The sequence below is a fragment of the Flaviaestuariibacter terrae genome, from assembly GCF_054777635.1.
The window spans coordinates 266,250-291,769 of the sequence record NZ_BAAHAL010000008.1 but is presented as its reverse complement, the minus strand read 5'-3'; the positions used below and the strand labels follow the sequence as shown (position 1 = coordinate 291,769).

The 25,520-nt window shown below is 58.9% G+C and carries 24 protein-coding genes; 14 read left to right on the top strand and 10 right to left on the bottom strand.

The annotated features are described in order from the left end of the window. The first annotated feature begins 125 nt into the window (after window positions 1-125). From rsmA to ACYU7Z_RS09275, 5 genes are all read left to right on the top strand, one after another. Window positions 126-878: a ribosomal RNA small subunit methyltransferase A gene (gene rsmA, locus ACYU7Z_RS09295; protein WP_460569691.1), complete on the top strand. Its 753-nt coding sequence runs from the start codon at window positions 126-128 to the stop codon at window positions 876-878. Further along, window positions 875-1,810: a Rossmann-fold NAD(P)-binding domain-containing protein gene (locus ACYU7Z_RS09290; RefSeq protein ID WP_460569689.1), complete on the top strand. Its 936-nt coding sequence runs from the start codon at window positions 875-877 to the stop codon at window positions 1,808-1,810. The genes rsmA and ACYU7Z_RS09290 overlap by 4 nt, the downstream gene beginning before the upstream one ends. A 108-nt stretch (window positions 1,811-1,918) precedes the next feature. Then, complete coding sequence (gene greA / locus ACYU7Z_RS09285) at window positions 1,919-2,392, top strand: transcription elongation factor GreA (protein ID WP_460569687.1); 474 nt, start codon at window positions 1,919-1,921, stop codon at window positions 2,390-2,392. 159 nt (window positions 2,393-2,551) lie between these two features. After that, the gene (locus ACYU7Z_RS09280) at window positions 2,552-2,944 is read left to right on the top strand and encodes an HIT family protein (RefSeq protein WP_460569685.1); all 393 of its coding nucleotides are present in this window, start codon (window positions 2,552-2,554) and stop codon (window positions 2,942-2,944) included. A 102-nt stretch (window positions 2,945-3,046) separates the two neighbouring features. Next, window positions 3,047-4,984 (top strand): kelch repeat-containing protein, encoded by a 1,938-nt coding sequence (locus ACYU7Z_RS09275; protein ID WP_460569683.1) that lies wholly within the window; start codon window positions 3,047-3,049, stop codon window positions 4,982-4,984. Between the two features lie 98 nt (window positions 4,985-5,082). On the opposite strand, the gene ACYU7Z_RS09270 is transcribed toward ACYU7Z_RS09275, so the two are convergent. Together ACYU7Z_RS09270 and ruvC are read right to left on the bottom strand one after the other, a co-directional pair. Next, window positions 5,083-5,499 (bottom strand): hypothetical protein, encoded by a 417-nt coding sequence (locus ACYU7Z_RS09270; RefSeq protein ID WP_460569681.1) that lies wholly within the window; start codon window positions 5,497-5,499, stop codon window positions 5,083-5,085. Between the two features lie 281 nt (window positions 5,500-5,780). Beyond that, window positions 5,781-6,371, bottom strand: a complete 591-nt coding sequence (gene ruvC / locus ACYU7Z_RS09265) for a crossover junction endodeoxyribonuclease RuvC (RefSeq protein ID WP_460569679.1) — start codon at window positions 6,369-6,371, stop codon at window positions 5,781-5,783. Window positions 6,372-6,393: 22 nt separating this feature from the next. On the opposite strand from ruvC, the gene ACYU7Z_RS09260 reads away from it, so the two are divergent. Continuing rightward, window positions 6,394-7,389, top strand: coding sequence for a lysylphosphatidylglycerol synthase domain-containing protein (locus ACYU7Z_RS09260; protein ID WP_460569677.1), 996 nt, complete (start codon window positions 6,394-6,396; stop codon window positions 7,387-7,389). After that, window positions 7,376-8,209, top strand: coding sequence for a DUF3108 domain-containing protein (locus tag ACYU7Z_RS09255; RefSeq protein WP_460569675.1), 834 nt, complete (start codon window positions 7,376-7,378; stop codon window positions 8,207-8,209). Before ACYU7Z_RS09260 ends, ACYU7Z_RS09255 begins: the two co-directional genes overlap by 14 nt. 114 nt (window positions 8,210-8,323) lie before the next feature. Here ACYU7Z_RS09255 and ACYU7Z_RS09250 read toward each other — a convergent pair whose 3' ends face one another. The 5 genes from ACYU7Z_RS09250 to ACYU7Z_RS09230 form a co-directional block, all read right to left on the bottom strand. Then, a complete protein-coding gene (locus ACYU7Z_RS09250; RefSeq protein WP_460569673.1) occupies window positions 8,324-9,184 on the bottom strand; it encodes an MBL fold metallo-hydrolase in 861 nt (286 codons plus the stop codon). 172 nt (window positions 9,185-9,356) lie between these two features. Next, window positions 9,357-10,718: an MFS transporter gene (locus ACYU7Z_RS09245; RefSeq protein WP_460569671.1), complete on the bottom strand. Its 1,362-nt coding sequence runs from the start codon at window positions 10,716-10,718 to the stop codon at window positions 9,357-9,359. Between the two features lie 103 nt (window positions 10,719-10,821). Beyond that, entirely contained in the window at window positions 10,822-11,694 is an 873-nt protein-coding gene (locus tag ACYU7Z_RS09240; RefSeq protein ID WP_460569669.1) for an undecaprenyl-diphosphate phosphatase, read from the bottom strand. Beyond that, window positions 11,691-11,978 (bottom strand): DUF3098 domain-containing protein, encoded by a 288-nt coding sequence (locus ACYU7Z_RS09235; protein ID WP_460569667.1) that lies wholly within the window; start codon window positions 11,976-11,978, stop codon window positions 11,691-11,693. The genes ACYU7Z_RS09240 and ACYU7Z_RS09235 overlap by 4 nt, the downstream gene beginning before the upstream one ends. A gap of 96 nt (window positions 11,979-12,074) precedes the next feature. Continuing rightward, window positions 12,075-12,947: a cell division protein FtsX gene (locus tag ACYU7Z_RS09230; RefSeq protein WP_460569665.1), complete on the bottom strand. Its 873-nt coding sequence runs from the start codon at window positions 12,945-12,947 to the stop codon at window positions 12,075-12,077. A gap of 231 nt (window positions 12,948-13,178) precedes the next feature. Between ACYU7Z_RS09230 and ACYU7Z_RS09225 the strand changes: the two genes are divergently transcribed. The 5 genes from ACYU7Z_RS09225 (at window position 13,179) to ACYU7Z_RS09205 (ending at window position 19,493) form a co-directional block, all read left to right on the top strand. After that, window positions 13,179-16,166, top strand: coding sequence for a leucine--tRNA ligase (locus ACYU7Z_RS09225; protein ID WP_460569663.1), 2,988 nt, complete (start codon window positions 13,179-13,181; stop codon window positions 16,164-16,166). Window positions 16,167-16,719: 553 nt separating this feature from the next. Then, entirely contained in the window at window positions 16,720-17,112 is a 393-nt protein-coding gene (locus tag ACYU7Z_RS09220) for a GxxExxY protein (RefSeq protein WP_460569661.1), read from the top strand. A 75-nt stretch (window positions 17,113-17,187) separates the two neighbouring features. Continuing rightward, window positions 17,188-17,658, top strand: coding sequence for a hypothetical protein (locus ACYU7Z_RS09215; RefSeq protein WP_460569659.1), 471 nt, complete (start codon window positions 17,188-17,190; stop codon window positions 17,656-17,658). A 158-nt stretch (window positions 17,659-17,816) separates the two neighbouring features. After that, window positions 17,817-18,323 (top strand): hypothetical protein, encoded by a 507-nt coding sequence (locus tag ACYU7Z_RS09210; protein ID WP_460569657.1) that lies wholly within the window; start codon window positions 17,817-17,819, stop codon window positions 18,321-18,323. 477 nt (window positions 18,324-18,800) lie between these two features. Beyond that, window positions 18,801-19,493, top strand: coding sequence for a peptidoglycan DD-metalloendopeptidase family protein (locus tag ACYU7Z_RS09205; RefSeq protein WP_460569655.1), 693 nt, complete (start codon window positions 18,801-18,803; stop codon window positions 19,491-19,493). 69 nt (window positions 19,494-19,562) lie between these two features. Here ACYU7Z_RS09205 and ACYU7Z_RS09200 read toward each other — a convergent pair whose 3' ends face one another. Beyond that, window positions 19,563-20,222 (bottom strand): NADPH-dependent F420 reductase, encoded by a 660-nt coding sequence (locus ACYU7Z_RS09200; RefSeq protein WP_460569653.1) that lies wholly within the window; start codon window positions 20,220-20,222, stop codon window positions 19,563-19,565. A gap of 81 nt (window positions 20,223-20,303) precedes the next feature. On the opposite strand from ACYU7Z_RS09200, the gene mgtA reads away from it, so the two are divergent. Then, complete coding sequence (gene mgtA / locus ACYU7Z_RS09195; protein WP_460569651.1) at window positions 20,304-22,904, top strand: cation-translocating P-type ATPase; 2,601 nt, start codon at window positions 20,304-20,306, stop codon at window positions 22,902-22,904. Here the strand turns inward: mgtA and ACYU7Z_RS09190 are convergent. Both ACYU7Z_RS09190 and ACYU7Z_RS09185 read right to left on the bottom strand, forming a co-directional pair. After that, window positions 22,901-23,797 (bottom strand): Rossmann-fold NAD(P)-binding domain-containing protein, encoded by an 897-nt coding sequence (locus tag ACYU7Z_RS09190; RefSeq protein ID WP_460569649.1) that lies wholly within the window; start codon window positions 23,795-23,797, stop codon window positions 22,901-22,903. The genes mgtA and ACYU7Z_RS09190 overlap by 4 nt on opposite strands. 73 nt (window positions 23,798-23,870) lie before the next feature. Beyond that, on the bottom strand, window positions 23,871-24,299 hold the full coding sequence (locus ACYU7Z_RS09185; RefSeq protein WP_460569647.1) for a MarR family winged helix-turn-helix transcriptional regulator: 429 nt from the start codon (window positions 24,297-24,299) through the stop codon (window positions 23,871-23,873). Window positions 24,300-24,410: 111 nt separating this feature from the next. On the opposite strand from ACYU7Z_RS09185, the gene ruvB reads away from it, so the two are divergent. Beyond that, a complete protein-coding gene (gene ruvB / locus ACYU7Z_RS09180) occupies window positions 24,411-25,460 on the top strand; it encodes a Holliday junction branch migration DNA helicase RuvB (RefSeq protein ID WP_460569645.1) in 1,050 nt (349 codons plus the stop codon). Window positions 25,461-25,520 lie beyond the last annotated feature (60 nt).

The window sequence follows — 25,520 nt, the reverse complement described above, 5'->3', positions numbered from 1 at the left end:
TTCTGCCCCTTGCGACCGTGATCTTCTTTTTTGGGGGAAATGTTGACGGGCCTGTCCGCAACCAACCATCAGAACCATCAGAACCTTAAAATCCTCCCGAACCTCCCTGAACCTAACTTCGCGCTATGTATACGTTGAAGAAATCCCTTGGCCAGCACTTCCTGAAAGATGAGAACATCTGCCGGAAGATCGTAGCTGCCCTGCAGGAGCGGCCCTTTACGCGCCTGGTGGAGGTAGGGCCCGGGGGCGCAGCGCTGACGAAATACCTGCTGGAGCTACCCGGCATCGATTTCCGCGCCGTCGAGATCGACGACGAGAAAGTGGCCTGGCTCGAGCAAAATTTCCCGGCCATCAAAGGCAAGCTCATTCACGAAAGCTTTCTCGATACCGCAGCGCCGTTTACGGAGCCCTTCACCGTCGTCGGCAACTTTCCGTACAACATCTCCACGCAGATCGTCTTCAAGATCATCGAGTGGCGCGCGCTCGTGGAAGGCGTTGTCGGGATGTTCCAGAAAGAGGTCGCGCAGCGCTTTGCCGCTCCCGAGGGCAACAAGATCTACGGGGTGACGAGCGTGCTCACGCAGGCTTTCTTCGATGTAGACTATCTCTTCGATGTGGCGCCGGGCGCCTTCAACCCGCCGCCGAAGGTGATGAGCGGCGTGATCCGCCTGCTCCCGCGCCGCGTGCCGCTGGACATTGCCTCGGAGAAAAAACTTTTTGCGCTGGTAAAGGCTGCCTTCAACCAGCGTCGCAAGCAGCTGCGTAATGCCGTCAAGGGACTCTTCACGGAAGAGGAGCTGCAGGATCCTCTTTTCAACCGGCGCGCCGAGCAATTGAGCGTGTCCGAATTTGCCGAACTTACTTTCCGCATGCGATGAAACACGCCCTGCTGTCTGCACCCGCCCACGCCCTGCTGCGGCCCGCGCTCGAAGCGGCGGGCTACCGCGTTACCGACGCGCCGGCGATCAGCTACGAGGAGCTTGAATCGGTCATTGCCGACGTTACGGGTCTTGTGGTTACGACGCGGATACGCATCGATGCCGCCCTGCTCGAAAAGGCAAAAAGCCTCCGCTGGATCGGCCGCCTCGGCTCGGGGATGGAGCTGATCGACGTAGGCGCTGCTGCCTCCCGCGACATTGCCTGCGTGAGCACACCCGAAGGCAACCGTAACGCCGTGGCCGAACACGCGCTCGGCCTGTTGCTGTCGCTGCTCAATCACATTCCGCGCTCCTTCGATGAAGTGAAGCAGGGTCTCTGGCGCCGCAACGAAAACCGCGGCACCGAGCTGACCGGCAAGACGGTCGGCATTATAGGTTACGGCAACACGGGCAGCGCCTTTGCGCGCCTCCTTGCGCCCTTCGGCGGACCGGTGCTTGCCGTTGACAAATACAAGCAGCATTTCGGCGATGGCTTTATCCGCGAGTCGTCGCTCGCAGAAGTGCAGGCAGGGGCCGACGTTATCTCGCTGCACCTGCCCCTGACGGCTGAAACGCGGCATATGGCCGGGCCTGCCTTTTTTGAAAAGCTGGAGCAGCGGCCGTTCTTCATCAGCACCTGCCGCGGTGCGGTGACCGATACGGCGGCACTGCTGGCGGCACTCGAAGGTGGGTTGCTTCGCGGCGCCGCGCTCGACGTGCTCGAGAACGAAAAGCTAGGATCGTATACTGCGGCCGAAAAGGATCTGCTGGAGCGCCTGTGCAGCCGTCCCGATGTGATCGTAACGCCCCATGTGGCGGGCTATAGCTTCGAAGCCTACCAAAAGATGAGCGAGGTACTTCTCGAGAAGCTCGGCGCTGCCGGCCTGCTGTAAGCCGCAAGCCTTGAAATCTGCCCGTCACTCCCTATATTTGTCGGTACGGCAACGCTCCGGTGAAGAACTGGAGCGTTGCTCTTTTTTTCATAACTCAACCGAACGACCATGAGTTTAGTTCAATACGTGACGAAGGAAACGCTCGAGCTGATGAAGGCCGAACTGCAGCATATGAAAGCCGTCGACCGTCCCGCCGCCTCCCGCGCCATCGCCGAGGCCCGCGAAAAGGGTGACCTCCGCGAGAATGCCGAATACGACGCCGCCAAGGAAGCCCAGGGTCTGCTCGAAGCCAAGATCGCGCAGCTCGAAGGCCAGATCGCCACGGCCCGCATCGTCGACGAAAGCACGATCGATACGTCTAAAGTCTCCATCCTCACCAAGGTGAAGGTGACGAACCTGAATAACAACAAGCAGGTAACCTACCAGATCGTTTCCGAGAAGGAAGCCGACCTCAAGTCGGGCAAGATCTCGTCGACCTCACCCATCGGCAAAGGCCTGCTTGGCAAGGCTGTCGGGGAGATCGCCGAAGTGACGGCGCCCGCCGGCACGCTGAAGTTCCGGGTGGAAGAAATAAGTGTGTAACGTATAAGAAGGGTCGGAACCGCAAAGAAATAAGTGAAGAAGGGTTTTCGCAACGGAATTAATGAACGGCTGTGCATTGCACAGCCGTTTCTCTTAGCGTATAGCTTCTTTTCTTTTTGTCTTCGCGGTTCCAACCCATCTTCTCCTTAATTTTCCTTCATGAGCATTTTCAGCAAAATCATCGCCGGCGAAATCCCTTCCTACAAGATCGCTGAAGACGAGCACTTCTTTGCCTTCCTGGATATCTTCCCGCTGCGTGCGGGGCATGTGCTCGTGATTCCCAAGATCGAGGTGGACAAGCTGTACGAGTTGCCGGAGGAGTACCTCTCGGGCATGCTGGTATTTGCGCAACCCATCGCACGGGCGATCGAGAAGGCTTTCGGAAAGCGCGTGGGCATGTCCGTGATCGGCATCGAAGTGCCGCATGCGCACCTGCACCTGGTGCCCATCTCCTCGGCCAACGACATCAATTTCACCCAGCCAAAGCTGAAGCTGTCGGAAGCGGAACTGAAGGCGGCGCAGGAGAAGATCCTGGCGCAGCTCCCGGAATGACAGCAGGCAGTCGGCCACGGCATTGTGGTAGCGATTTGCTACCTTCCCATTCGCAGCGCAGCCTGCGTCCCCTGCCACTAATGCTTAACCAAACCTAAACCAATGAGAACGTTACTGTTCTTCCTTCTCCTGGCAACTGCTGCCTATGGACAGAATCAACCCGCCTGGACCTGGGTCAACGGCGATGGGAATTTCTCGCCGACCCCCAGCCATTACGGTACCCGGGGCGTGGCCAGTGCCCCCAACAAGCCGCCTCATCGCGCCAATGCCTGCACCTGGACCGATAAGCAGGGAAACCTATGGATGTTCGGGGGCAGCGAAGGCCTCAGTCACGCGTTTTATAACGACCTGTGGAAATACAGTCCTGCCAGTAATACCTGGACCTGGATGCATGGGGATACGTTGGCCGACAGGCCCGGGAACTACGGGGTAAAAGGCGTGCCGCATCCACTCAATAAACCCGCGGCGCGAAGCAATGCAGGGTGCTGGATCGATAGCGCCGGCAACCTGTGGCTCTATGGCGGCTATTATGTCTATAGCAATAACGACTTCGGTATACTGGCCGACTTGTGGAAATACGATATTGGAGCGAATGAATGGATTTGGGTTGCCGGAAGCAGCGACCGCTTCGCCCTCCCGGTTTATGGCGTTCAGGGTGTCCCAAGCAGCGCCAACAGTCCTGGCGCGGCGGAACGATCTGCGTGCTGGACCGGCAGGGACGGCCGGTTTTATTTATATGGCGGATTCCAGGTAACCACCTACAATTCAGGCGGGTGGAACTCATTGCTTTGGAGTTATGATCCGGCAACCGGTATGTGGACCTGGGTGACCGGGCAAAAAAGTCCGCCTGGTCCGGTAGTCCCGGTGCCTCCCGTTTCCCTGGCCGACGGACAATTTTCGGACAGCAATACCCCCGGTGGCATCATCAATGCCGCGACCTGCGTGGATTCTTCCGGACGTTTATGGCTATACGGTGGGCAACCTTCAACCGGGAACTTTTCGAACGAACTATGGTGTTTCGATCCAAAGATCAATCAATGGGCAATGATGCGCGGCAACCTCGCCGTGACTTTGCCGGTCCGTCCCGCCTGGCCGAATGTTTACGGGCAAAGGAATGTTCCCGATGCCGCTAACATCCCCGGTGCCCGCGGTGGTGCTTTGTTGTGGACTGCCGGCGATGATACGATCTGGATGTTCGGGGGAGAAGGATTTTCGGACGGGCCGTCGCCGTGGGATTTGAGCGTGCGGAACGATCTCTGGAAATTCAGTATCGCTTCAAAGACCTGGACCTGGGTAAAAGGTGATTCGACGTTACGCTCGCTGGGTCGCTACGGCGTAAAAGGCGTAGCCGATACCCTCAACAACCCGCCTGCCCGGGCCTACGTTGCGCGCTGGACCGACCAGGCCGGAACGTTCTGGCTGTGGGGCAACTCCGGGTACTATACCGACCTCTGGTCGCTGAATGCGGGATCGATCGGGAAGCAAACGGAATTAGAGCTGTGGGGCCGGTTCCAGGGCAATGATATTTTAGTAAACTGGCAAACGACCCGCGAGGTGGGCACCCATCATTTTATCCTGGAAAAAGGAGCAAGCAGGACGGCATTCAGTCCCATCGACTCGGTTCCGGCAGCGGGCTACAGCATTGGAACCCGTTCCTATATGCACAACGATCTCTACCCGTTTGCCGATACCAACTTTTACCGCCTGAAGATCGTAAATACCGGCGGCGCGGTCAGCTATAGTCGGACCATCGCTTTGAAACGGACTATGGGCGGCGGTGCGATTGATCCGGGTGGCGCTTCTTCAGGGATCATCTATCCCAACCCGGTGAGAGATGTGCTGCATGTGCGGATGACCGCCACCGGATACAACACGATAACCCTCTTTGATGCTACGGGCCGCAAAGTGTATGAGGAAGGCGTTTTTGTCAACACGCCTTTTACGCAGCAGGTTAACGTATCGCGATGGGCTTCAGGTGCCTATCTTTTGGTTTTGGAAAACGCGCAGGCGCGCTTCGGTGTGAAGCTGGTAAAGCTCTGATGGCCTGCAACATAGCAAATGATCACCGCGAACCTTTGCCGTTCGTACGTATGTCCGGCAAAGCCGTTGGCTTTAAATCCTGTGCGGCCCGGCAGCAGTTATTGTTTCGCGGGTGCCGCGGATTGTCTGCGGCGATAGATCAACTCCAGCACTTCTTTTTGCTTCATCCGAATGCGAATCTCCGTTGGCCCGATCGAGGCCACGCCAAAGCTTCGTGCCGGCATCCCTTCGCCCGGCTCGATGTAGAGGCTGTCCTGGCGGATCGTCCAGCTGCCTTTCCAGGTCTTTTCGGGGGTTACCAGGTCAACGCTGCTCCCGCTCACGTGCAGTTCCGGGATGGCGGGCGGGAGGCCCGTGTTGCGGTTGGTAAAGGCGACGCCGTAGCCTTCGAGGTCATTGACCTCTTCGAGTACCCAGGCGCCATCGGGAAGTGCTTTTGTACCGCTGCTGCTTTGGGCGTTGACAGCATACGTAAGCAGGAGGCAGGAAAAAGACAGGAGCGTGATGCGTTTCATGCCGGTAAGATAACAAACCCAATCGTGTTCCCGCACGTCGTCCAACCAGAGTTTCCGAACATTCCCGGTTAAAGCGTCGTGGTTGATCCGCGTGGCGCTTCGCCAGGGAGCATCTGTCCCAACCCCGTGAGAAATGTCCGCCAGGGGCGCATGACCACTACCGGCCGGAATGCGATAAACCAGGGCTTCAAGCCGCTAAAACCGTAACTACCCGCACGCACGGCGTTTGCATAATTTCTGCGCCTGGAAACTCCAAACTCCAAACCCCAAACTCCAAACTGCTAACCCCTCCGCTCCGGGTTCGCCGCCAGGAACCGGTCCCAGTCGGATGCGGCCTTTGCCTTCCGCGGGTTGCGGGCGCGGCCGCTGCTTTTGGTAGCCTGCGGGAGGCCGTCGGAGAAGTGGTGGGTGATGGCCACGGCAAGGGCATCGGTAGCGTCGAAGTACTTCGGCGACTCCTCGATGGTCACGATGCGGTGCAGCATCTGCCATACCTGCTCCTTGTCGGCATTGCCGTTGCCGGTGATGGCCTGCTTGATCCGCTTGGGTGAGTATTCGGTAACGGGGATGCCGCCGCTCATGGCCGCCGCGATGGCCACGCCCTGCGCCCGCCCGAGTTTGAGCATCGACTGGACGTTCTTGCCGAAGAAGGGCGCCTCGATGGCGAAGCTGTGGGGCTTGTGCAGGCGCACGAGCTCGGTTACCTTCTGGTGAATGAGCTGCAGGCGCACGTAGCTGTCCTCCTTCACCGGGAGCTTCAGCGCATCGATCTCCAGCACGCGCAGATCGTTGCCCGTTACGGCGAGGACGCTGTAGCCCATGATCACGGTCCCCGGGTCGATCCCCAGTATGATTTTCGGTTGTTTTTGCAAGGTGGCGGTTATATTTACGGCAATGCGGCCGGGTAAAATTAGTAAAAAATTTAGCAATTACTTCCTGGGGCCCCTGCTCTTCGCCTGGCTGTCCTGGTCCATCTGGCGGCAATTACAGCGCCAGCCGCACCTAGGCGCCTCCTGGTCGTCGCTGAAAGCCTCGCTTCAGAACGGGAACGGCTGGTACCTGGCGGCCATCGGGGCGCTGATGCTGTGCAACTGGGGCATCGAGGCCGTCAAGTGGCGGATCCTGGTAAAACCCGTGCAAGCCATCTCCTTTGGCCAGTCGTTCAAGGCGGTGCTCTCGGGGGTTTCCTTTTCCATCAGCACCCCCAACCGGGTGGGCGAATACCTTGGGCGGATGCTGTACCTGCCCGAAGGAAAGCGGTTACGCATCATCGCGCTGACGCTGGTGGGCAGCCTCGCCCAGCTCCTCGTGACCATCGGGGCGGGCACTATCGGCTTTGTTGCGCTACGGGAACGCCTGATCGCTTCGGGGCTGCTGCACCCCATCGCCTACCAGTTCGGCCTGTTCGGGCTGCTGTTCGTGCTGGCTATTTTAACATTGCTTTATTTCAATGTGGGCGGCCTCGAAAAATGGCTGGAATCCGTGCTGCGTAAGGCTTCGTGGCTTCCATTGGTGCATGCGCTGCAGGAATTCGGGATGCAACGCCTCGGCCATTTGCTGCTTCTATCGCTAGTACGCTACGCGGTGTTTGTGATACAGTACCTTTTAGCATTTCGTTTGTTTTCGGTTGCTGTATCATTGCTCCCCGCGGTAGGGGTTATGAGCCTGGTCTTCCTGGCCCTGGCCGTGATCCCGAGCGTTGTGCTGCTCGAGGTGGGCATCCGGGGCGAGGTGAGCCTGAAACTGATCGGCTTGTTTTCTGCCAACAGTTTGGGAATTTTGCTCACTTCGGTGACGATCTGGCTGGTGAACCTGGTGATACCGGCCCTCGCGGGCAGCATACTGATTCTGGGGATCAAAATATTTAAGCAACGATATGAAGAAACTTAAACCCATACTTTTCGTTACCGCCGCCAGCCTCCTCTTCGTAGGCGGTCATGCCGGACGCCCGCAGCAGGAGCAGCCCGTGGCTACGGCCAACGATTTCTGCGCCGTGCGCAACACCACGTTCCAGAACGGCGAGGTGCTGAGCTACAACGTGTATTACTCCATCATCGGCATCTACGTGCAGGCTGCCGACGCCACCATCAACGTCAATGCCGAGCGGCTCAACAACCGCCCCGTGTACCACGTTACGGCCACCGGCAAAACCACCAGCTCGCTCGAGTGGATTTCGAAGGTCAACGACCGCTTCGAGACCTACATGGATACCGGCACCCTGCAGCCGTACAAGTTCGTACGCAACATCCAGGAAGACAACTACCGCAAATACGAGTCGGTTACTTTCAACCGCAACGCCAATACGGCCATCACCAACGACGGTGTGTTCAAGGTACCGGGTTGTGTGCAGGATGTGATGAGCTCGCTGTACTACGCGCGCAACATCAACTTCGACGCCTACAAGCCGGGCGACAAGATCACCTTCAACATGTTTATCGACAACGAGGTGTACAACATGTATATCCGCTACGAGGGCAAGGACAACATCAAGACCAAGTATGGTAAGTTCCGCGCCATCAAGTTCAAGCCCCTGCTGATCAAGGGCACAGTTTTCGAAGGCGGCGAGAAGATGACCGTGTGGGTGAGCGACGACGAGAACCGCATCCCGATCCGCGTGGAAACCCCGCTCAAGGTGGGTTCCGTGAAGGTGGATATGATGGGATACCAGAACCTGCGGTACCCGCTGAGCAGCCTGAAGAGCCTGCGGTAACTATCGAATAACGAATAGCGAATATCGAATAACGAAGTGGGGCTTTCCGTAAATGGGAAGCCCTCCTTATTTAGGGGAGGGCGTTTCCGATATTCGATAGTCAGTCTCGATATTCTATAATTCTTCCAGGCGGAACTCCCGGCCCATCCGAATTCCTTTCTCCGTTTGTACCAGCTCGCAGCACTCGCGCTGATGGTCGTGCTCGAAGAAAAGAACGTAGTTGCCCTCCGCGGCTTCGCGGAGAAAGCTTTTTTTCTCGTCGAGGGTCAGCAGGGGACGGGTGTCGTAGGCCATTACGTAGGGCACCGGGATATGGCCCGCCGAAGGGAGCAGGTCGGCCATGTATACGATCGTGCGGTCCTTGTAGCGGATCTGCGGGAGCATCATCTTTTCCGTGTGGCCGCTCACAAAACGAATGTCGATGCCGTCGGCGAACGGGGTCGTAGCGAGGCGTCCATCGGTGCTTTCCGGGGCGCCGATGAATTTCAGTTGGCCGCTTTCCTGGATGGGCAGGATGTTTTCCCTGAGAAAGGAAGCCTTCTCGCGGTCGTTGGGCTGAACGGCCCACTGCCAGTGCTGCTCGTTGCTCCAGTACGTGGCGTTGGCAAAGGCCGGTACGAGCTTGTCGCCCTGCCGCTCGATGGAGCCGCCGCAGTGGTCGAAGTGCAGGTGGGTGAGAAATACGTCGGTGATGTCGCTGCGCTGGAACCCGCGTGCCGCGAGGCTTTTGTCGAGCGTGTCGTCGCCGTGGAGATGGTAGTAGCCGAAGAACTTGGCGTCCTGCTTGTTGCCGATGCCGTTGTCGACGAGGATGAGGCGCCCGCCGTCCTCGATGAGCAGGCAGCGCATCGACCAGGTGCACATGTTGTTCTCGTCGGCCGGGTTGATCTTCTGCCAGATGGTTTTCGGCACCACGCCAAACATGGCGCCGCCGTCGAGTTTGAAATTGCCCGTATTAATACTGTAAAGGTTCATCGAATGTGGTGATGTGATGATTTGGTATTGTGGTGATGTGCTGGTGTCGCTTCGGCTGCGCTCAGCGTGACAGTTAGCCTTTGCTACACTGGGGCTTGTCGAAGCAAGATACACGTGCGCCAGCCAACTCCAAACTCCCGCCTTCGCTGAAGCTTCGGCGGGCGGAGCCAAACTACAAACCGGCCTTTGCCAGCTGTCGTTGTTTCGAAAGGGTTGACAGGAGGCCGATGGCACCGAGAACGAAGAAGACGATCAGCGCCAGCACCGAATTGCGCATGTTGCCGGTGAGCTCCTGCACCAGTCCGAAGGAGAGCATGCCGATCACGATCGCTACTTTCTCGGTTACGTCGTAGAAGGAGAAGAAGGAGGCCGTATCGTGTGTCGCGGGCATGATCTTGGCGTAGGTGCTCCGGCTCAGGCTTTGAATGCCGCCCATCACCAGCCCCACGACCGTTGCCACGATATAGAACTGCATTTCCGTCGTTGTAAAATAGGCTGCGATGCAGATGCCGATCCAGAGCGTTACCACGAACAGGAGTACGGGGAAGTTGCCGAAGCGCTCCGACAGCTTCGCCATCAGGTAAGCGCCTGCGATCGCAACGAGTTGGATGATAAGGATACAGGCAATAAGCTTCGACGTGGGCAGCTGCAGCACCTGGCTTCCGAAGAGGGTGGCGGCGAGCATCACGGTTTGTACGCCCATGCTGTAAAAGAAGAAGGAGGCGAGGTAGCGTTTCAGCACCGGCATGTCACCGGCCTGCCGTGCCACCTTTTTGAGCTCGGCGAAGCCGCTGGTCAGCACGTTGCGGCGGGCGCGGCCACCGATGCCCTGTCCTTTCGGCAGCACGCGGAAGGCGACTTGGGCAAAACCCATCCACCAAAGGCCCACGAGCAGGAACGACAGGCGGGAGGCCGATGCTTCATCGGCAAGGCCGAAGAGCCCGGGCTTCAGTACAAATACAAAGCAGATCACCTGTAGCAGCACAGAGCCGATATAGCCGAACGAAAACCCGCGGGCCGATACCCGGTCCTGGTCGGGCTCGGCGGCGATCTCCGGCAGGTAGGAATTGTAAAACACCAGTGAGCCGCAATAGCCGATGGCGGCGAGGATACAGCACACGATGCCCAGGCCAAGCGTATTGCCGGTGAAGGCATACAGCGTGCAGCAGGCAAGTCCGCCGAGGTAGCAGAAGAATTGCATGAACGCCTTCTTGTTGCCGCGGTAGTCGGCAATCGACGAGAGGATCGGCGACAGCAGCGCGATGACGAGGTAAGCGAAGGCAATGGCGTAGTTGTACAGCGAGGCGCTCTCGAACGTGCGGCCGAGGAAGCGCACATCGTGACTGAGCACCTTGCCGCCGGCATCTTTTACCGTGGTGATCGCATCGTAGTAGGCCGGGAAAATGGTGGAGGTGATGACGAGGTTGTACGCGCTGTTGGCCCAGTCGTACATGGCCCAGCCGTTGATCACCTTCTTGGGGGCGGTTTCCCGGGTTGTTTGCGCAACGGCAACAGGATCGGCAATCATTTCCATCAGCGGATTTTGTAGGCCTAAAAGTAGGTAATGCCGGTCATTGCGAGCATCCCATAACAAAGGCCCCGCGCAGCGGGGCCTTTGTTAATTATTTTTTGCTTGCTCAGAGCTTACCCATGGCAATCAGCGCCAGCAGCACCGCGCCCAGGATGATGCGGTAGATGCCGAAGAGGCGGAAGCCATAGCGCTTCAGTACGGCGATGAAGAACTTGATCGCGGCGAGTGCCACCACGAAGGCCACGACATTTCCAACGAGGAAGGCCTTTGTATTCTCCGGGCTCGCCATAATAAGCTGGTAGCCTTTCTGGCGCAGGCCGGGGGCTACGTCCCACTTCTTGAGCAGCACCGAGTACAGCGTGGCGGCTGCCATGGTAGGCACGGCCAGGAAAAAGGAGAATTCGGCCGCGAAGTTTCGCGTGAGTCGCTGCTGCATGCCGCCAATGATGGAGGCTGCGGAGCGGCTTACGCCGGGAACCATGGCCAGCACCTGCCAGAAGCCGATGATGAGCGATTTTTTATACGTCAGGTGATGGTCGGCCTCCACGAGCTCGCCCTGCGTGGTTTCGGCCGCCAGCAGGTCGGACTTGGGCGCCGAGACGCGCTGCGGAAAGAGGCGGTCGATGAAGAGCAGCACGAAGCCGCCGAGCAGGAGGCTGACGGCTACGATGGCCTGGCTCGAAAGCATAGCGTCGATGGCGTCGTTGAAGAGGAAACCGAAAACGAGTGCCGGGAGCACGCCAGCCACAAGCTTCGCGTAAAACTGCCAGTGGGTGAACTGGAAGAATTTACGCCAGTAAACCAGCACAACGGCCAGGATGGCACCGAACTGGATAGCTACCTCGAACAGCTTGGTAAAGGCGCTCTCCTCGATACCGAGAAAGGAAGACGTAATGATCATGTGGCCCGTGGAGGATACGGGCAGGAATTCCGTGATGCCTTCCACAACGGCGATCACGATCGATTCAAATAGGGTCATGCGGCGGTATCGCTTTTGCGCGGGCGACGGAAAATGGCGTAGATCTCGATGACCAGGCCGGCCAGGATAACAATCGGCGCTACGGTGATGCGGGTTTTGCTGTACACCTCGCTTGCATTGAACGCGTTGGGGTCCTTCGAGCCACCGCCGGCCATAAGCAGGAAGCCGATGACAATCACGACGGCGCCGATGCCCATCCACATCAGGTTGTCACGGCCAAAAAGCGGCTTATCGCTGAGGCGCAGCTCTTCGCGCGCAGTTTTGGATCGGGTAGTAGTAGCCATAAGAGGGCAAAATAAATGAATATTGAATAATGTTTATTGAATATTGAATAAGTAAGGGCCTTTGCTATTCAATAGACATTATTCAATCAATATTATTCAATACAACTCGTCCAGCTTCATCTTCAGGTACTTCAGCACGCTGCGGTAGGTGCTCAGCACCGTAATGCTGACGCCGATAAGCAGCAGGGCGAGAAACAGGAGGAGGAACAGCTGGCCGTCGAAGAGGGCATTGAAGCCGGGGATAAAGCTCTCGGCAAGCAGGATCATCCCGTAGAGGGCGGCGGTGGCGATAGCGGCAGCCACGGCGCCGTTGACCACGGCACGCACCGCCAGCGGGCGGGCAATAAAGCCGCGGGTCGCCCCCACCATCTGCATCGTCTTAATGAGAAAGCGGTTGGAGAACATCGCGAGGCGGATCGTATTGTCGATCAGGATGATCACCAGGATGCTCACCACCACCACGATGGCCAGCAGCACCAGCGACACGGTGCGGAAGCTGCGTTGCATCGAGCCTACGACGACGCGCGAGTACTGCACCTCGTCGACGTTGATGTTCTGCTGCAGGCGGTTCTTGATGGAGCTCAGGTTGGCCGAGTCGACGGCCTGCTCGGCCAGGTTGAAGTTGATGCTGCTGGGGAGCAGCGAGTTTTCGAGGAACTCCGAAAAGTCTTCGTTGCCACTCTTGATCCACTGGCGCTTCGCCTCCTCCTTGTCCACGTAGCGGACGCTTTTCACCGCGGGAATCGCCTTGATCGAGTCGAGCAGCGCCATACGCGCCGGCTCCGATACGGTGGGCTTCAGGTACACCTGCACCTCCACGCTTTCCTTGATCTTCTGCATCACCTTTTTGGCATTGATACCCAGCCAGCCCAGGATGCCCAAAAGAAACAGCACCAGGGTGACGCCGAGCACGGACATAAAGTAGGAAGGTTTGCCGCGCTTGAGAGAAGCTTTGCCGGTTTGTGCCATGCGAGGGTTTTAGAAGGTGACAAAAATAGTCGTTTGCAACCATAGCCGCTTGGCGGCCCCTTAAAGCTTTGTCAAAACCAAAGGGGTGAAAGGGCTAAATTTGCACCTCTAACGGAGGGCGGCACGGGCTTATTGCCCCGTTTGGCCGCGCTTACGATCTTAAATCACCAAGACAGAAAGGCCCCGAGACGCACGGAGTCGGTTCCGGCGGGCGGGCCATCCCGGATAAAGATGGAATACAATTTCAGAGCGATCGAGCAGAACTGGCAGAAGAAATGGGCCGACAGCGGCGCCTACAAGGTGAGCAACGAATCGGCTAAGCCCAAATACTACGTGCTCGACATGTTTCCCTACCCGAGCGGCGCGGGCCTGCACGTAGGCCATCCCCTGGGCTATATTGCCTCCGACATCTTCGCACGCTACAAGCGCAACAAGGGCTTCAACGTACTGCACCCCATGGGCTACGACGCCTTCGGCCTCCCCGCCGAGCAATATGCCCTCGACCACGGCGTGCACCCTGCGGTATCAACGGCGAAGAACATCGCCACCTTCCGCGGGCAGCTCGATAAGATCGGCTTCTCCTTCGACTGGAGCCGGCAGGTGAATACCTCCGAGCCGCGCTACTACAAGTGGACGCAGTGGATCTTCCTGCAATTGTTCAACAGCTGGTATAACCGGCAGGCCAACAGGACCGAGAAGATCGATACGCTCGTTGCCGCTTTTGAAAAAGAGGGCAATGCTTCGCACCCGGTGCCGAACACCCAGTTTGAGCTTCCCGATGTCAGCGCCCAGCGCGCACCGCTCACCTTCACGGCTGACGATTGGAAGGCGTTTGATGAAAAGACAAAGCAGACCATCCTGATGGAATACCGCACTGCCTATTGCGGCTACGGCGAGGTGAACTGGTGCGAAGCACTGGGCACGGTGCTCGCCAACGATGAAGTGGTCAACGGCGTCAGCGAGCGCGGCGGCTTCCCCGTCATCAAGAAGCGCCTCCGCCAGTGGTACCTCCGCATCACCGAATATGGCGACCGACTCCTTCAGGGCCTGCAGACCGTCGATTTCTCGGATGCCATGAAGGAGATGCAATCCAACTGGATCGGGAAGTCCTCAGGTGCCGAAATAACTTTCGAGGTCGTTTCCCCTCTCCGCACAGGAGAGGGGGCAGGGGGTGAGGTCCTCACTGTGTACACCACCCGCCCCGACACCATCTTCGGCGTCGACTTCATGGTGCTGGCACCGGAGCACGAGATCGTTTCGCAGATAACGTCTGACGACCAGCGTGCCGCGGTAGACGAATACGTGGCCCACGTAAAGAGCCGCTCGGAGCGGGAGCGCATGGCCGAGAAGAAGATCACGGGCGTATTCACCGGCGCCTACGCGCAGCACCCTTTTTCCGACAAGAAAATTCCCATCTGGATCTCCGAGTACGTGCTCGCCGGCTACGGCACCGGCGCCATCATGGCCGTGCCTTCGGGCGACGAGCGCGATCATAAGTTTGCGACCCATTTCAACATCCCGATCACGAATATTTTCGGTGATGCCTATACCGGCGAGGACGCCGTTACCGACAAGAGCCTCGTGCTCCACAACAGCGACTTCGTGAACGGCAAGACGGCGAAGGAAGCCATCGAGATCGTTATCGACAAGCTGGTGGAACGCGGCATCGGCACGCGCAAAACGAACTTCCGGATCCGCGACGCGGCCTTCAGCCGGCAGCGCTACTGGGGCGAGCCCTTTCCCATCAAGTGGATCGATGGCATTGCCTACCCGCTCGATGAAAGCGAATTGCCGCTGGAGCTTCCGCACGTAGACACCTACAAGCCCGGCCCGGAAGGCGAGGGCCCGCTGGCCAATATCCCCGAGTGGACAGAGCGCCACCTGGAAACGAACACGATGCCCGGTTATGCCGGCTCTTCGTGGTACTTCCTCCGCTACATGGACCCGCACAACGACAGCACGTTCTGCGCGCGCAGCGCCTCCGACTACTGGCGCCAGGTGGACCTCTACGTGGGGGGCACCGAGCACGCCGTTGGCCACCTGCTCTACTCCCGTATGTGGACGAAGGCTTTGTATGACCTCGGCCTCATCTCCTTCGACGAGCCCTTCAAGCGACTGCTGAACCAGGGAATGATCCAGGGAAGCTCGCGCTTTGTGTACCGCCTGGACGACTTCACCTACGGCAATGCTTCCGACGGCTTTGTGAACTATGCCAAGAAGGGCGCCTTCTTTGTATCCAACGGGATTTTCGATGCCGTTGAGTCGGGCGGAAAGAAGGACGACGAATCGGAAACCGCCATCGAAACCGTTGCTAAGGCACTGGGCATCGAATCATTCGACTTCGGTCAGCTCGACTCGTTTCGCTTCAGCCCCTTGCATGTAGACGTGAATATCGTCGATGGGGTTGAGCTTGATAAGGAAGCTTTCCGCAAGTGGAAGCCCGACTTCAAAGACGCGATACTCGTTCTCGAGGACGGTTCTGTCTCACTCCCTTCGGAGGCGCGTGCTGCTGCCTACATCTGCGGTGTTGAGGTGGAGAAGATGTCGAAGTCGAAGGTCAACACCGTCAACCCTGACCATATCGTGGAGAAATACGGCGCCGACACGTTCCGCATGTACGAGATGTTCCTCGGTCCGGTGGAAATGTCGAAGCCCTGGGATACAAAGGGCATTGAAGGCGTGCATCGCTTCCTGAAGAAACTCTGGCGCCTGTTCTATAACGAAGGCGGCCTGCAGGTTACCGATGAAGCGCCTACGAAAGAGGAGCTGAAGGTGCTGCACAAGACCATCAAGAAGATCGAGGAAGACACGGAGCGCTTCTCGTTCAACACGGCCGTCTCCACGTTCATGATCGCCGTCAACGAACTTACCGACCTGAAGGGCAGCAAGCGCGCGATCCTGCAGCCGCTTCTCGTGCTGCTGGCGCCCTACGCACCACACGTGAGCGAGGAGCTCTGGCAGGCCACCGGCGGCGAAGGTTCCATCCTGGACGCACCCTTTCCGGCCTTCGATGCGCAATACCTCGTTGAATCCTCGAAAGAATACCCGGTGTCCATCAACGGCAAGAACCGCGCGCAGATCGAGATATCGCTCGATGCCACGGAGGAGCAGGTGCAGGCCATCGTGCTCGCCAATGACATCGTGCAGAAGTGGATGGAAGGAAAACCGCTGAAAAAGCTGGTGTTTGTGAAGGGACGGATGATCAACGTGGTGGTGTAGCAAATCAAAAGTAAAAAATCAAAAGTCAAAAGGCGTACTCTGGAGAGGCGCCTTTTTGCTTTGCTGAGGTCACTGAGGGGAGTTTGGGAAACGCCAAGAAAAGAAGAAAACAATTTGACGCAAAGGGAGGGGAGATGCAAAGGGCATACTGCAGGACGGCAATGCTTTCTATAAATAAACCTGTTGCTTGCGGTCGATCGTAATCAAGCGTCCCGCTGCGCGGGACATGCATGGAGGCTCTCCGATTCGATGAAGAGTCTTCGATAGCTGACGTGTCGCTGTGTTATTGGCTGCAACGCGCGAACGTATAGTGAAGACCTGCAGGACACGCTTCGGTATGTCCTGCGCAGCAGGACGCTTTGCCTACGAATGGCAGTGAGGTCGAATCCATTCAACGGGCTTCCCTATACAGCCACGAACGTCGCGCCCTTTGCTACCTCCGCGCCCCCATGAATTCTTCGCGCCTTGGTGTTCCAAAACCGCTGGGGAAAATCCCACGAAATGTTGTTTTTCCTCCCATGGCCACCCGGCACCATGGACGCAGCTTTGCCGCATGACAGCACAGGAATTAAACCGCATCGGCGCCGAGATCGTGGATGCCGCGATCAAAGTGCACCGCACGCTTGGCCCGGGCCTGCTCGAATCGGCGTATAAGTATTGTATGAAAGTCGAACTGGAATCACGCGGCTTGACCGTGCAGCTCGATGTGCCGCTGCACCTGACTTATTTCGGCCACGATGCCGGGAAGTCGTACGAGCTTGATATGCTCGTCGAAGGACACGTGATCATCGAGTTCAAGGCCGTGGAGCAGATGAGGCCGCTGTACCAGGCGCAGACGCTCACCTACCTCCGGCTGTATCCCGCGCAACTCGGCTTCCTCATCAACTTCAACGTGGAGCGCGTCAAAGACGGTATCAAGCGGCTCGTCTGGAATTTTCCGAAATGAGTCGCTGCCGGCCGCGGATTAAGCAGGATGACGACGCGGCCCGGTCGTATCTTAACCGGAGTAAGACCCGCCTTTATGCGAATATCCCTCCTGCTTTCCCTCCTCCTCGTAGCCGCCGTCGCCGGGGCCCAGGACAGCACTTCCATCAACGCCCACCTGATGCTTCGACTGATGCAGGGCCGCTGGACAGGCGTACTGCAGTACCGCGACTACAGCTCGGACCGTACCGTGCAGATTCCCGCGGAGGTGCAGGTGCGGTACCTCGGCAACCCCGGCTACCGGATCGCACTCGCTTACGACTTCCCGAAAGAGCCCGGCCACGGCTATGCCGACACGATCCGAAGCCTCCCGCGGCAGCAAAAAAGCCGCCCCGACCGATTCGTGGTTACCCGCAGCAGTTCGGGCGATGACAACGGCAAGCCAGCCCGCCTTACCTACACCTACACGTTCACGGCGGATTCCCTCTTCATACGAAAACAAGTTCGGCTCCGCGGCGCCAAAGCTTCCTTTGTCCGCAACGAGTACCGATTCGCCCGCGCGCAATAGTTTCCGGGACGGGTTTCTGTTTTGGAAAACGCTCCCCGGAATTTTTCCGGATGCTGTTGCCCTGGTATAATTGACCGGCAGCACTGCCAGCATTTTCACAATTCCCGCAGCAACAAATGCACGGCCTTTGCTGTTAGAAGAGGTATAATCCGAATGACATGGCTTATCCCAACCTGACCCTCATCGGTGCGCTGCGGCAGGCGGCGGCGCAGCTTCGCGGCGGCGCGCCCTATGCCTGGGGCGACCATGGCTCCTGCAACTGCGGCCACCTGCTGCAGGTACTCACCCACCTGAGCCGTGAAGAGATCCTCCGCCACGCCCGTACCGGCATCGGCGAATGGACCGAGATCGCCGAAGACTACTGCGGTGTAACCGACGCGCCCGTGACCCTGCTGATGAGCAAGCTCGAAGCCATCGGCCTCACCCCCACCGATATTCATTGCCTGGAGTACCTGCAGGATCGCGCCGTGCTCGACCGCCTTCCCGGCGGCTTCCGCTGGCTCGAGCGGAATGTTCGCGAAGACGCCATCCTCTACTTCGAAACCTTTGCTGATCTCCTCGAAGAGCAGCTGTTGCCGCGCGTGGAAATCAGTTCGGTCCTTCAGCCGTCAACGACGGCCGCGCGCCAGGAGCACGAAGTGCAGCGCGTTGTAGTGAAAGGGTAGGATGGTAGTCAGATGCCGGGCCGCCGAGGTTGCCCCTTGGATCGTGTTGGTTTTGGAACGCCAAGACACGAAGAAAACAAGATGACGCAAAGGGAGGGGAGATGCAAAGGGCTGGCGGCAAGCCGGCAAAGCTTTGCATATCTAATCCTGCTGCTTGTTGGCCATCGTAAACAAGCGTCCCGCTGCGCGGGACATACATGGAGGCTCTCCGATTCGATGAAGCATCTTTCATGACTGACGTGTCGCTGTCTTATCGGCTGCAACGCGCGAGCGTAAAGTGGGGACCTATAGGACACGCTTCGGTATGTCCTGCGCAGCAGGACGCTTTGCCTACGAAAAGCGGGAAGTCCAACTCCTGTAAACCTGTGTCCATTGACGGACCCGAACGTCGCGTCCTTGGCCTCCTTCGCGTCCACATTTATTTCTTTGCGCCTTGGCGTTCGAAAAACTCGCCCTGCAAATTCCCATCTTTGCAGCATGCAGCAAACTGAATTTGAGCAGTTGATCGCGGGCGTCGTCCGCTCCCCCGTAGTGCCGCTGGCTGAAAATGACAAGCTGCTGCGGATGAACCTGACGGCCTCCAACCCGGAACTGGACGCCGAAACATTTACCGATACCGCCCGCTTCTCGCTGTGGGTAGACGAGCAGCTGCGCCGCGCCGGCGCGCGCTATGGCGTGGGCGGCTACAACGAGCACCGCACGATCTACGCGCGCAGCGAGAAGTTCGATACGGAAGAAGAGCCGCGCCGCCTGCACCTGGGTATCGACATCTGGGGACCAGCCGGCACCGCCGTATTCGCGCCCCTCGACGGCGTCGTGCACAGCAGCGCCTTCAACGACTTCTTCGGTGATTATGGCGCCACCGTAATTCTAAAACACAACATAAGCGGGTTTGTCTTTCATACGCTCTACGGCCACCTGGGCCTGTCGTCGCTCGACGATAAGGCCGAAGGGCGCCCCGTAAAGGCCGGGGAGCGCATCGCGGCCTTCGGCATCCCTGAAGAAAATGGGCACTGGCCGCCGCACCTGCACTTCCAGGTGATCATCGACGTGCAGGGCAAGCGCGGCGATTACCCCGGCGTTTGCCGCTATTCGCAGCGGGAGCAATGGCTCGACAATTGTCCCGATCCGGACATCCTGCTGGGCGTCATGGAGCGTGCCGTTTCCTGAGAACGATCAGAGTTTCTTTCACGGCGTCGGTTCTTGCAGGAAGACATAGTAAGCCCGATGCGGCTTTAATCAGCGAACGATCTTGTAGTTGAACATGCCCGTACCCAGGTGTCCGTACAACAGCACCCATAACGGAACGATCGCTTCTGTAGTGCGGGCCGCGGCTATGCCGCCGAGGTCGCGGATGTGCGCGGCTTCCCAGTAGAAATTATCCTGGAGAAACTTGCTCACCGTTGCCTTTGCATCGGCGCTGTCGCCGCAGAGAAACAGCTCGTGGTCGCCGCTGGCTACCTGGCGTGCGTCCACCATCAGCTGGCAGTTCATCGTGTTCAGCGCCTTGACAACGAAGGCGTCGGGAAGGTCGCGCTGCAGCTGCTCGCCGAGCGATGTATCCTGGTATTCTTTCAGAATCCGCGGCGGCATCCCCTGCGAAAAGTCGAGCGGGTTGCTGACGTCGATGACGGTCTTGCCCTGGAAGTTGCCCGTCCCCGCCATTTGCACGGCATGAAGCGTGGCGGCGCCGTTGGTGGCCACGATCAGCAGGTCGCCGTAGAGAGCGGCATCTGCAAAGCTTCCTTCGGATGCATCGTTGCCTGCTTTAGCCACCCAGGCGACGGCCTTTTCATTGCCCGCGCTGCGGGAGCCCATTTTTACGGAATGTCCCTGCCGGACCAATGCGCTGGCTAGGGTTTCGCCCACCATACCTGTTCCAAGAATGCCTATGTTCATACCATTTCGTTTGTGTTAAGGTAGTAAGTTCCCGGATGGCACGGAGTCCTCGTTAAATTTGCAGTAAGCGAAGCGTAGCGTATGAAACAATACGACACCGCAAGCAGGAGCGACGACGCAGCCCCGCTGTACACACTGGCGGCCGGCGAAGCATTGGATCGCCTGCAAAGCAGCGTGGAAGGGCTTTCCGAGGCGGAGGCCACAAGCCGCCAGCGACGCTTCGGTGCGAACACGCTCCGCGACCGGCCGGCTTCTTCAGCGTTACAGCTCCTGCTGGCCCAGTTCAAAAGCCCCATCACTTTGTTGCTCATCGCGGCAGCGCTCCTGTCCTGGGGACTGCACGAATCCACCGAAGCCATCATCATCCTGGTGATCGTGCTGCTCAGCAGCCTGCTGGGATTCTGGCAGGAGCACAGCGCAGCCAACGCCGTCCGCGGGCTCCTGCAGCTGGTGCAGGTGACCTGCCGGCTCCGGCGCCGCGAAGGCGAGGCCGACCGGCCGGTGCACGACCTGGTGCCGGGTGATGTGCTGCTGCTCAGCGCCGGGGCGGTCATCCCGGCCGATTGCCTGCTCATCGACTCGAACGAATTATACGTGGATGAGGCCGCGTTTACCGGGGAGTCGTTCCCGGTAGAAAAGCAAGCCGGCGCGCTTCCGGCCGCGACCCCGCTGGCGAAGCGGAGCAATATGGTTTACATGGGCGCGCATGTCATCAGCGGCAGGGCAACGGTGCTGGTGGTCGCTACCGGTGCGGCCACGGAGTTCGGAGCGCTTTCGGCGAAGCTGCGCCTGCGGCCTCCGGAAACCGAATTCGAAAAAGGAATCCGGCAATTCGGCTACCTGCTGATGCAGCTCACGCTGCTGCTGGTGATCATCATCTTCGTGGCCAACGTATGGCTGCACAAACCCGTGATCGATTCATTCCTCTTTTCGCTGGCGCTCGCCGTAGGCCTTACGCCGCAACTGCTCCCGGCCATCATTGCCGTCAACCTGGCCACCGGCGCGCGGCGCATGGCGCAGAAGCAGGTGATCGTAAAGCGGCTTTCCTCCATCGAGAACCTCGGGAGCATGAACATCCTTTGCTCCGACAAAACAGGAACGATCACATCGGGCGAGGTTCGGTTGAAGGACGCGCTGAATATCGACGGCGGTCCATCCCAACGCGTGCTGCAGCTGGCCTGGCTCAATGCAAGCCTGCAGTTGGGTTTTCACAACCCGATCGATGAAGCGATCACGAAGGCCGGCACGGCACCCGATGAGCCGTATGCGGCGCTTCGCGAGGTGCCCTACGACTTCCTCCGCAAGCGACTCAGCATACAGGTTCACCTGGGCAACCGAACGATTGCGATCAGCAAGGGAGCGCTGGCGCAGGTGCTCGACGTATGCACGCAGGCGGAAATGCCCGATGGGTCGCTGCAGCCGCTGGCGGAGCTCCGTGCCGGCATCGAAGCCCGCTTCCGGGAGCAAAGCGAAAACGGGCTGCGCACGCTGGGGATCGCGTGGAAGCTTTGTGCCGAAGGGGAGGACTTCGACCGGTCCTCGGAGCGCGACATGATCTTCCTGGGGTTCCTGACGCTGTACGACCCGTTGAAGCCCGGCGTGGCCGAAACGATCGCCAGCCTGCGGCAACTGGGCGTGCAGCTGAAGCTCATTACCGGCGACAACGCGCTGGTGGCGCGGAGCCTCGGCCGGCAGATCGGCCTGCAGACCAGCAGTATTCTTACGGGCAGCGCGCTTCACCAAATGAGCAATGCCGCGCTCCTGCAACAGGTGCAGCGGGCCGACATCTTTGCCGAGGTAGAGCCGAACCAGAAGGAAACGATTATCCTGGCATTGAAGAAAGCCGGCAACGTTGTTGGGTTTCTCGGTGACGGCATCAACGATGCCGCGGCGCTGCATGCCGCTGAAGTCGGGATCTCCGTAAATACAGCCGTGGATGTGGCACGCGAGGCTGCCGATATGGTGCTCCTCGATCGCGATCTCGAAGTGCTCGCCGATGGCATTACCGAAGGGCGGCGCACGTTTGCCAACACCATGAAGTACGTGTTCATGGCCACCAGCGCCAACTTCGGGAATATGTTCAGCATGGCCGGGGCCTCGCTCTTTCTTCCCTTCCTGCCCCTGTTGCCCAAGCAGGTGCTGATCACCAACCTGCTCACCGACCTGCCGGAGACGACCATCGCCACCGACCGCGTGGATGCCGCTGCAACCGCAAATCCGCAGCCCTGGGATCTTGGTTTTATCCGGCGGTTTATGGTGCTGTTCGGCCTGCTCAGCTCCCTCTTCGATTACCTGACTTTCGGCGCGTTGCTCTGGGTGCTCCATGTGCGCGAAGCGGATTTCCGGACGGGCTGGTTCATCGAGTCGGTGATCTCGGCCTCGCTCATCGTGCTGGTGGTACGTACCCGCGATTCATTCTACCGCAGCCGGCCATCGCGGTACATGCTGCTCGCTACGCTGGCTGTGATCGTTATCGTGTTGTTGCTGCCGGTTACGCCGCTGGCGCCGCTCCTGGGGTTTACGAAGCTTCCACCGAAGTATTATACCCTGATGGCGGGGATCGTGGCGGCCTATGTGTTTTCTGCGGAAGCGCTCAAGCGCTGGTTCTACCGGCGCGAGTGGAGCAGGCATAAAAAAAGCCGGCTGGCGATGAAGGCCAGCCGGCGGAAAAAATATGCCTAGCTCGCCGAGAATGCGCCTGCGAATTCGGGGGCAAAGTCTTCGAGCTTGCGGCGGCCGGTGGCCTTGTGACCATTGCTGAAGAAGTCGCCCTGCATTTTTCCTTCGCGGATGGCGGCACCCATCTCCACGTAATTTTTGGCGATCTCGCCGGGTACGCCAGCGCCCTGCATGCCGCCGAGGGTCTGCTCATCGCTGAAGCCAACCCAGGGAAGCTCGGGCTTGCCGATAGCATTTCCAAGTACTTTGGCGATATCGCTGCCGGGGCGCACGTCGCTCACGACGTAGCGAACGCTGTGGCCGCTGAAGTCGCGCTGCTGCAAGGCGTTTGCTGCGGCTTCGGCGATGTCGGTCGGGTGCACCATCACCAGGGGCGAAGCGGCATCGCCCGTATTGCCACCGATGATCCCGGCGCTCTTGACCATGCCGATATTGCTCAGCAGGTTCGTGTAGAAGTAGCCGGCACGCAGGTGCAGCACGTTCACGCCCTCAAGGCTGTTGAAGGCTTCTTCCACCTTGTGGAGCCCGGTAACGGGGCCGCAGCCTTCGGGCTGGTCGGCACCGACGGAGCTCAGGTTGACAACGTAGCGCACACCGCTGTTGCGGATGGCCTCGGCATAAACCCGGCCCACGGAGGCGATCCATTCTTTCCAGTCGCCCTGTACGCCGAAGTTGGGCGGCACCATTGTATACACGGCATCGGCGCCACTGAAGGCTTCCGTGAGGAACGCGCCGTCTTCAACCGACCCGATGGCCGCCTTGGCGCCTTTGTCGGTGAGGGGCTTCAGGTTCTCGGCCTTACGGCCAACTACGGTTACATTGTGGCCGGCAGCGAGCAGTGTTTCGGCGAGGGGAGCGGTGACGTGACCGGCAGCGCCGAGGAGGACAAATTTCATACGTTTGATTTTTTGTTTTGCGAGATGTTTCTTGTCAATAATTGTATATACAAATGATAGGTCAAAAAAATGATCAGTCCTGCAGGCGATCGGCGATACGCCCCATCGACTGCAGCAGCTGTGCGCCTTCGGTGCCGGGCGCGAGGGCCTGGCTCGCCTTGTAAAAGTGTTCGAGGCAGGCGCCCATTTTGGGCTGCAGGTCTTTTGCCCGGGGCGTCGGGTACACGTTGGTGAGCTTGCCTTCCGTGGTGCGCACAACGAGCTTTTTTTCCTCCAGTTTCTGCACCAGGCGCGTGATTGTGCTCGGTTGCAGCTGCAGCTGTCCTGCCAGTGCGCCGGGCTGAATCCCGGGCTCTTCGAGCACGGCGAGCAGCAGGTAGGCATGCGAGGGCGAGAGCCCCAGCGGCTTCCAGCTCTCCTGCGCCAGCTTCTCCACCTTGCGGGCGAGGGCGCCGCTCATGAAGTACAGGCATCGGGCAAATTGGCTACCGGTTGTTTTCATATCCGGGACAAAGGTAAGGCGCTGTCATTTGCATATACAAATTAATTTTTCCAACACTTCCTTAACGACGTTTCGGGGCTTCATCCGGCGATATTTCGGTAACTTTAGCGCATGTCCAATCCCAATCTAGTGTCGGGTTCCGAAGGCCTGACGGCGGCGGAGAAGGAGTTTGAAAACAACATCCGCCCGAAGGAAATCGAAGACTTTTCGGGGCAGCCGCAGATCATCGAGAACATAAAGATCTTCATTAAGGCGGCGAAGATCCGTGGCGAGGCGCTCGACCACGTGCTCTTTCATGGCCCACCGGGACTGGGTAAGACCACCCTGTCGCGGATTGTGGCCAATGAGCTCGGCGTGAACATTAAGGAAACCTCCGGCCCGGTGATCGAAAAGCCCGGCGACCTGGCGGGCCTCCTCACCAACCTGCAGCCCAACGACGTGCTCTTTATCGACGAGATCCACCGCCTTTCCACGATCGTGGAAGAGTACCTGTACTCGGCGATGGAGGACTATAAGATCGACATCATGATCGACAGCGGCCCGAACGCCCGCTCCATCCAGATCAACCTCAACCCCTTTACGCTCATCGGCGCCACAACGCGCTCGGGCCTGCTGACGGCGCCGCTGCTTTCGCGCTTTGCGATCAAGAGCCGCCTTGAGTACTACGATTCGAAGACGCTTACGGCGATCATTCTCCGCGCCGCCTCCATCCTGAAGGCCGAGATCACGGCCGATGCCGCCGGTGAGATCGCCCGCCGCAGCCGTGGTACGCCGCGTATCGCCAACGGGCTGCTGCGCCGCGTACGCGACTTCGCCCAGGTGCTCAACGACTCGCAGATCGACCTTGGTATCACCCAGCACGCGCTCCGCGCGCTCAATGTGGACGAGCACGGCCTCGACGAGATGGACAACCGCATTCTCGCCGCGATCATCGAGAAGTTCAAAGGCGGCCCGGTGGGCATTACCACCATCGCAACGGCGGTGGGCGAGGAGCCGGGTACGCTGGAGGAAGTATACGAGCCGTTCCTCATCCAGGAAGGCTTCCTGCAGCGCACGCCGCGCGGCCGCGAGGCTACGGAGAAGGCCTACCATCACCTCGGAAAGAACCGCCCGCGCTTCGGTGGACCCGGCGACCTGTTCTCCAGCGAGCTGACGCGGTAGGTGCACGCAGATAGCGCAGATCATATTCGGCCAATAAAAAACCCATCGCTTGCGATGGGT

Bases quoted from the DNA above. Each gene is read 5' to 3' on its own strand.
- rsmA (WP_460569691.1), top strand. From the start codon at position 126: ATGTATACGTTGAAGAAATCCCTTGGCCAGCACTTCCTGAAAGATGAG.
- ACYU7Z_RS09290 (WP_460569689.1), top strand. From the start codon at position 875: ATGAAACACGCCCTGCTGTCTGCACCCGCCCACGCCCTGCTGCGGCCC.
- greA (WP_460569687.1), top strand. From the start codon at position 1,919: ATGAGTTTAGTTCAATACGTGACGAAGGAAACGCTCGAGCTGATGAAG.
- ACYU7Z_RS09280 (WP_460569685.1), top strand. From the start codon at position 2,552: ATGAGCATTTTCAGCAAAATCATCGCCGGCGAAATCCCTTCCTACAAG.
- ACYU7Z_RS09275 (WP_460569683.1), top strand. From the start codon at position 3,047: ATGAGAACGTTACTGTTCTTCCTTCTCCTGGCAACTGCTGCCTATGGA.
- ACYU7Z_RS09270 (WP_460569681.1), bottom strand. From the start codon at position 5,499: ATGAAACGCATCACGCTCCTGTCTTTTTCCTGCCTCCTGCTTACGTAT.
- ACYU7Z_RS09260 (WP_460569677.1), top strand. From the start codon at position 6,394: ATGCGGCCGGGTAAAATTAGTAAAAAATTTAGCAATTACTTCCTGGGG.
- ACYU7Z_RS09255 (WP_460569675.1), top strand. From the start codon at position 7,376: ATGAAGAAACTTAAACCCATACTTTTCGTTACCGCCGCCAGCCTCCTC.
- ACYU7Z_RS09250 (WP_460569673.1), bottom strand. From the start codon at position 9,184: ATGAACCTTTACAGTATTAATACGGGCAATTTCAAACTCGACGGCGGC.
- ACYU7Z_RS09245 (WP_460569671.1), bottom strand. From the start codon at position 10,718: ATGGAAATGATTGCCGATCCTGTTGCCGTTGCGCAAACAACCCGGGAA.
- ACYU7Z_RS09240 (WP_460569669.1), bottom strand. From the start codon at position 11,694: ATGACCCTATTTGAATCGATCGTGATCGCCGTTGTGGAAGGCATCACG.
- ACYU7Z_RS09235 (WP_460569667.1), bottom strand. From the start codon at position 11,978: ATGGCTACTACTACCCGATCCAAAACTGCGCGCGAAGAGCTGCGCCTC.
- ACYU7Z_RS09230 (WP_460569665.1), bottom strand. From the start codon at position 12,947: ATGGCACAAACCGGCAAAGCTTCTCTCAAGCGCGGCAAACCTTCCTAC.
- ACYU7Z_RS09225 (WP_460569663.1), top strand. From the start codon at position 13,179: ATGGAATACAATTTCAGAGCGATCGAGCAGAACTGGCAGAAGAAATGG.
- ACYU7Z_RS09220 (WP_460569661.1), top strand. From the start codon at position 16,720: ATGACAGCACAGGAATTAAACCGCATCGGCGCCGAGATCGTGGATGCC.
- ACYU7Z_RS09215 (WP_460569659.1), top strand. From the start codon at position 17,188: ATGCGAATATCCCTCCTGCTTTCCCTCCTCCTCGTAGCCGCCGTCGCC.
- ACYU7Z_RS09210 (WP_460569657.1), top strand. From the start codon at position 17,817: ATGGCTTATCCCAACCTGACCCTCATCGGTGCGCTGCGGCAGGCGGCG.
- ACYU7Z_RS09205 (WP_460569655.1), top strand. From the start codon at position 18,801: ATGCAGCAAACTGAATTTGAGCAGTTGATCGCGGGCGTCGTCCGCTCC.
- ACYU7Z_RS09200 (WP_460569653.1), bottom strand. From the start codon at position 20,222: ATGAACATAGGCATTCTTGGAACAGGTATGGTGGGCGAAACCCTAGCC.
- mgtA (WP_460569651.1), top strand. From the start codon at position 20,304: ATGAAACAATACGACACCGCAAGCAGGAGCGACGACGCAGCCCCGCTG.
- ACYU7Z_RS09190 (WP_460569649.1), bottom strand. From the start codon at position 23,797: ATGAAATTTGTCCTCCTCGGCGCTGCCGGTCACGTCACCGCTCCCCTC.
- ACYU7Z_RS09185 (WP_460569647.1), bottom strand. From the start codon at position 24,299: ATGAAAACAACCGGTAGCCAATTTGCCCGATGCCTGTACTTCATGAGC.
- ruvB (WP_460569645.1), top strand. From the start codon at position 24,411: ATGTCCAATCCCAATCTAGTGTCGGGTTCCGAAGGCCTGACGGCGGCG.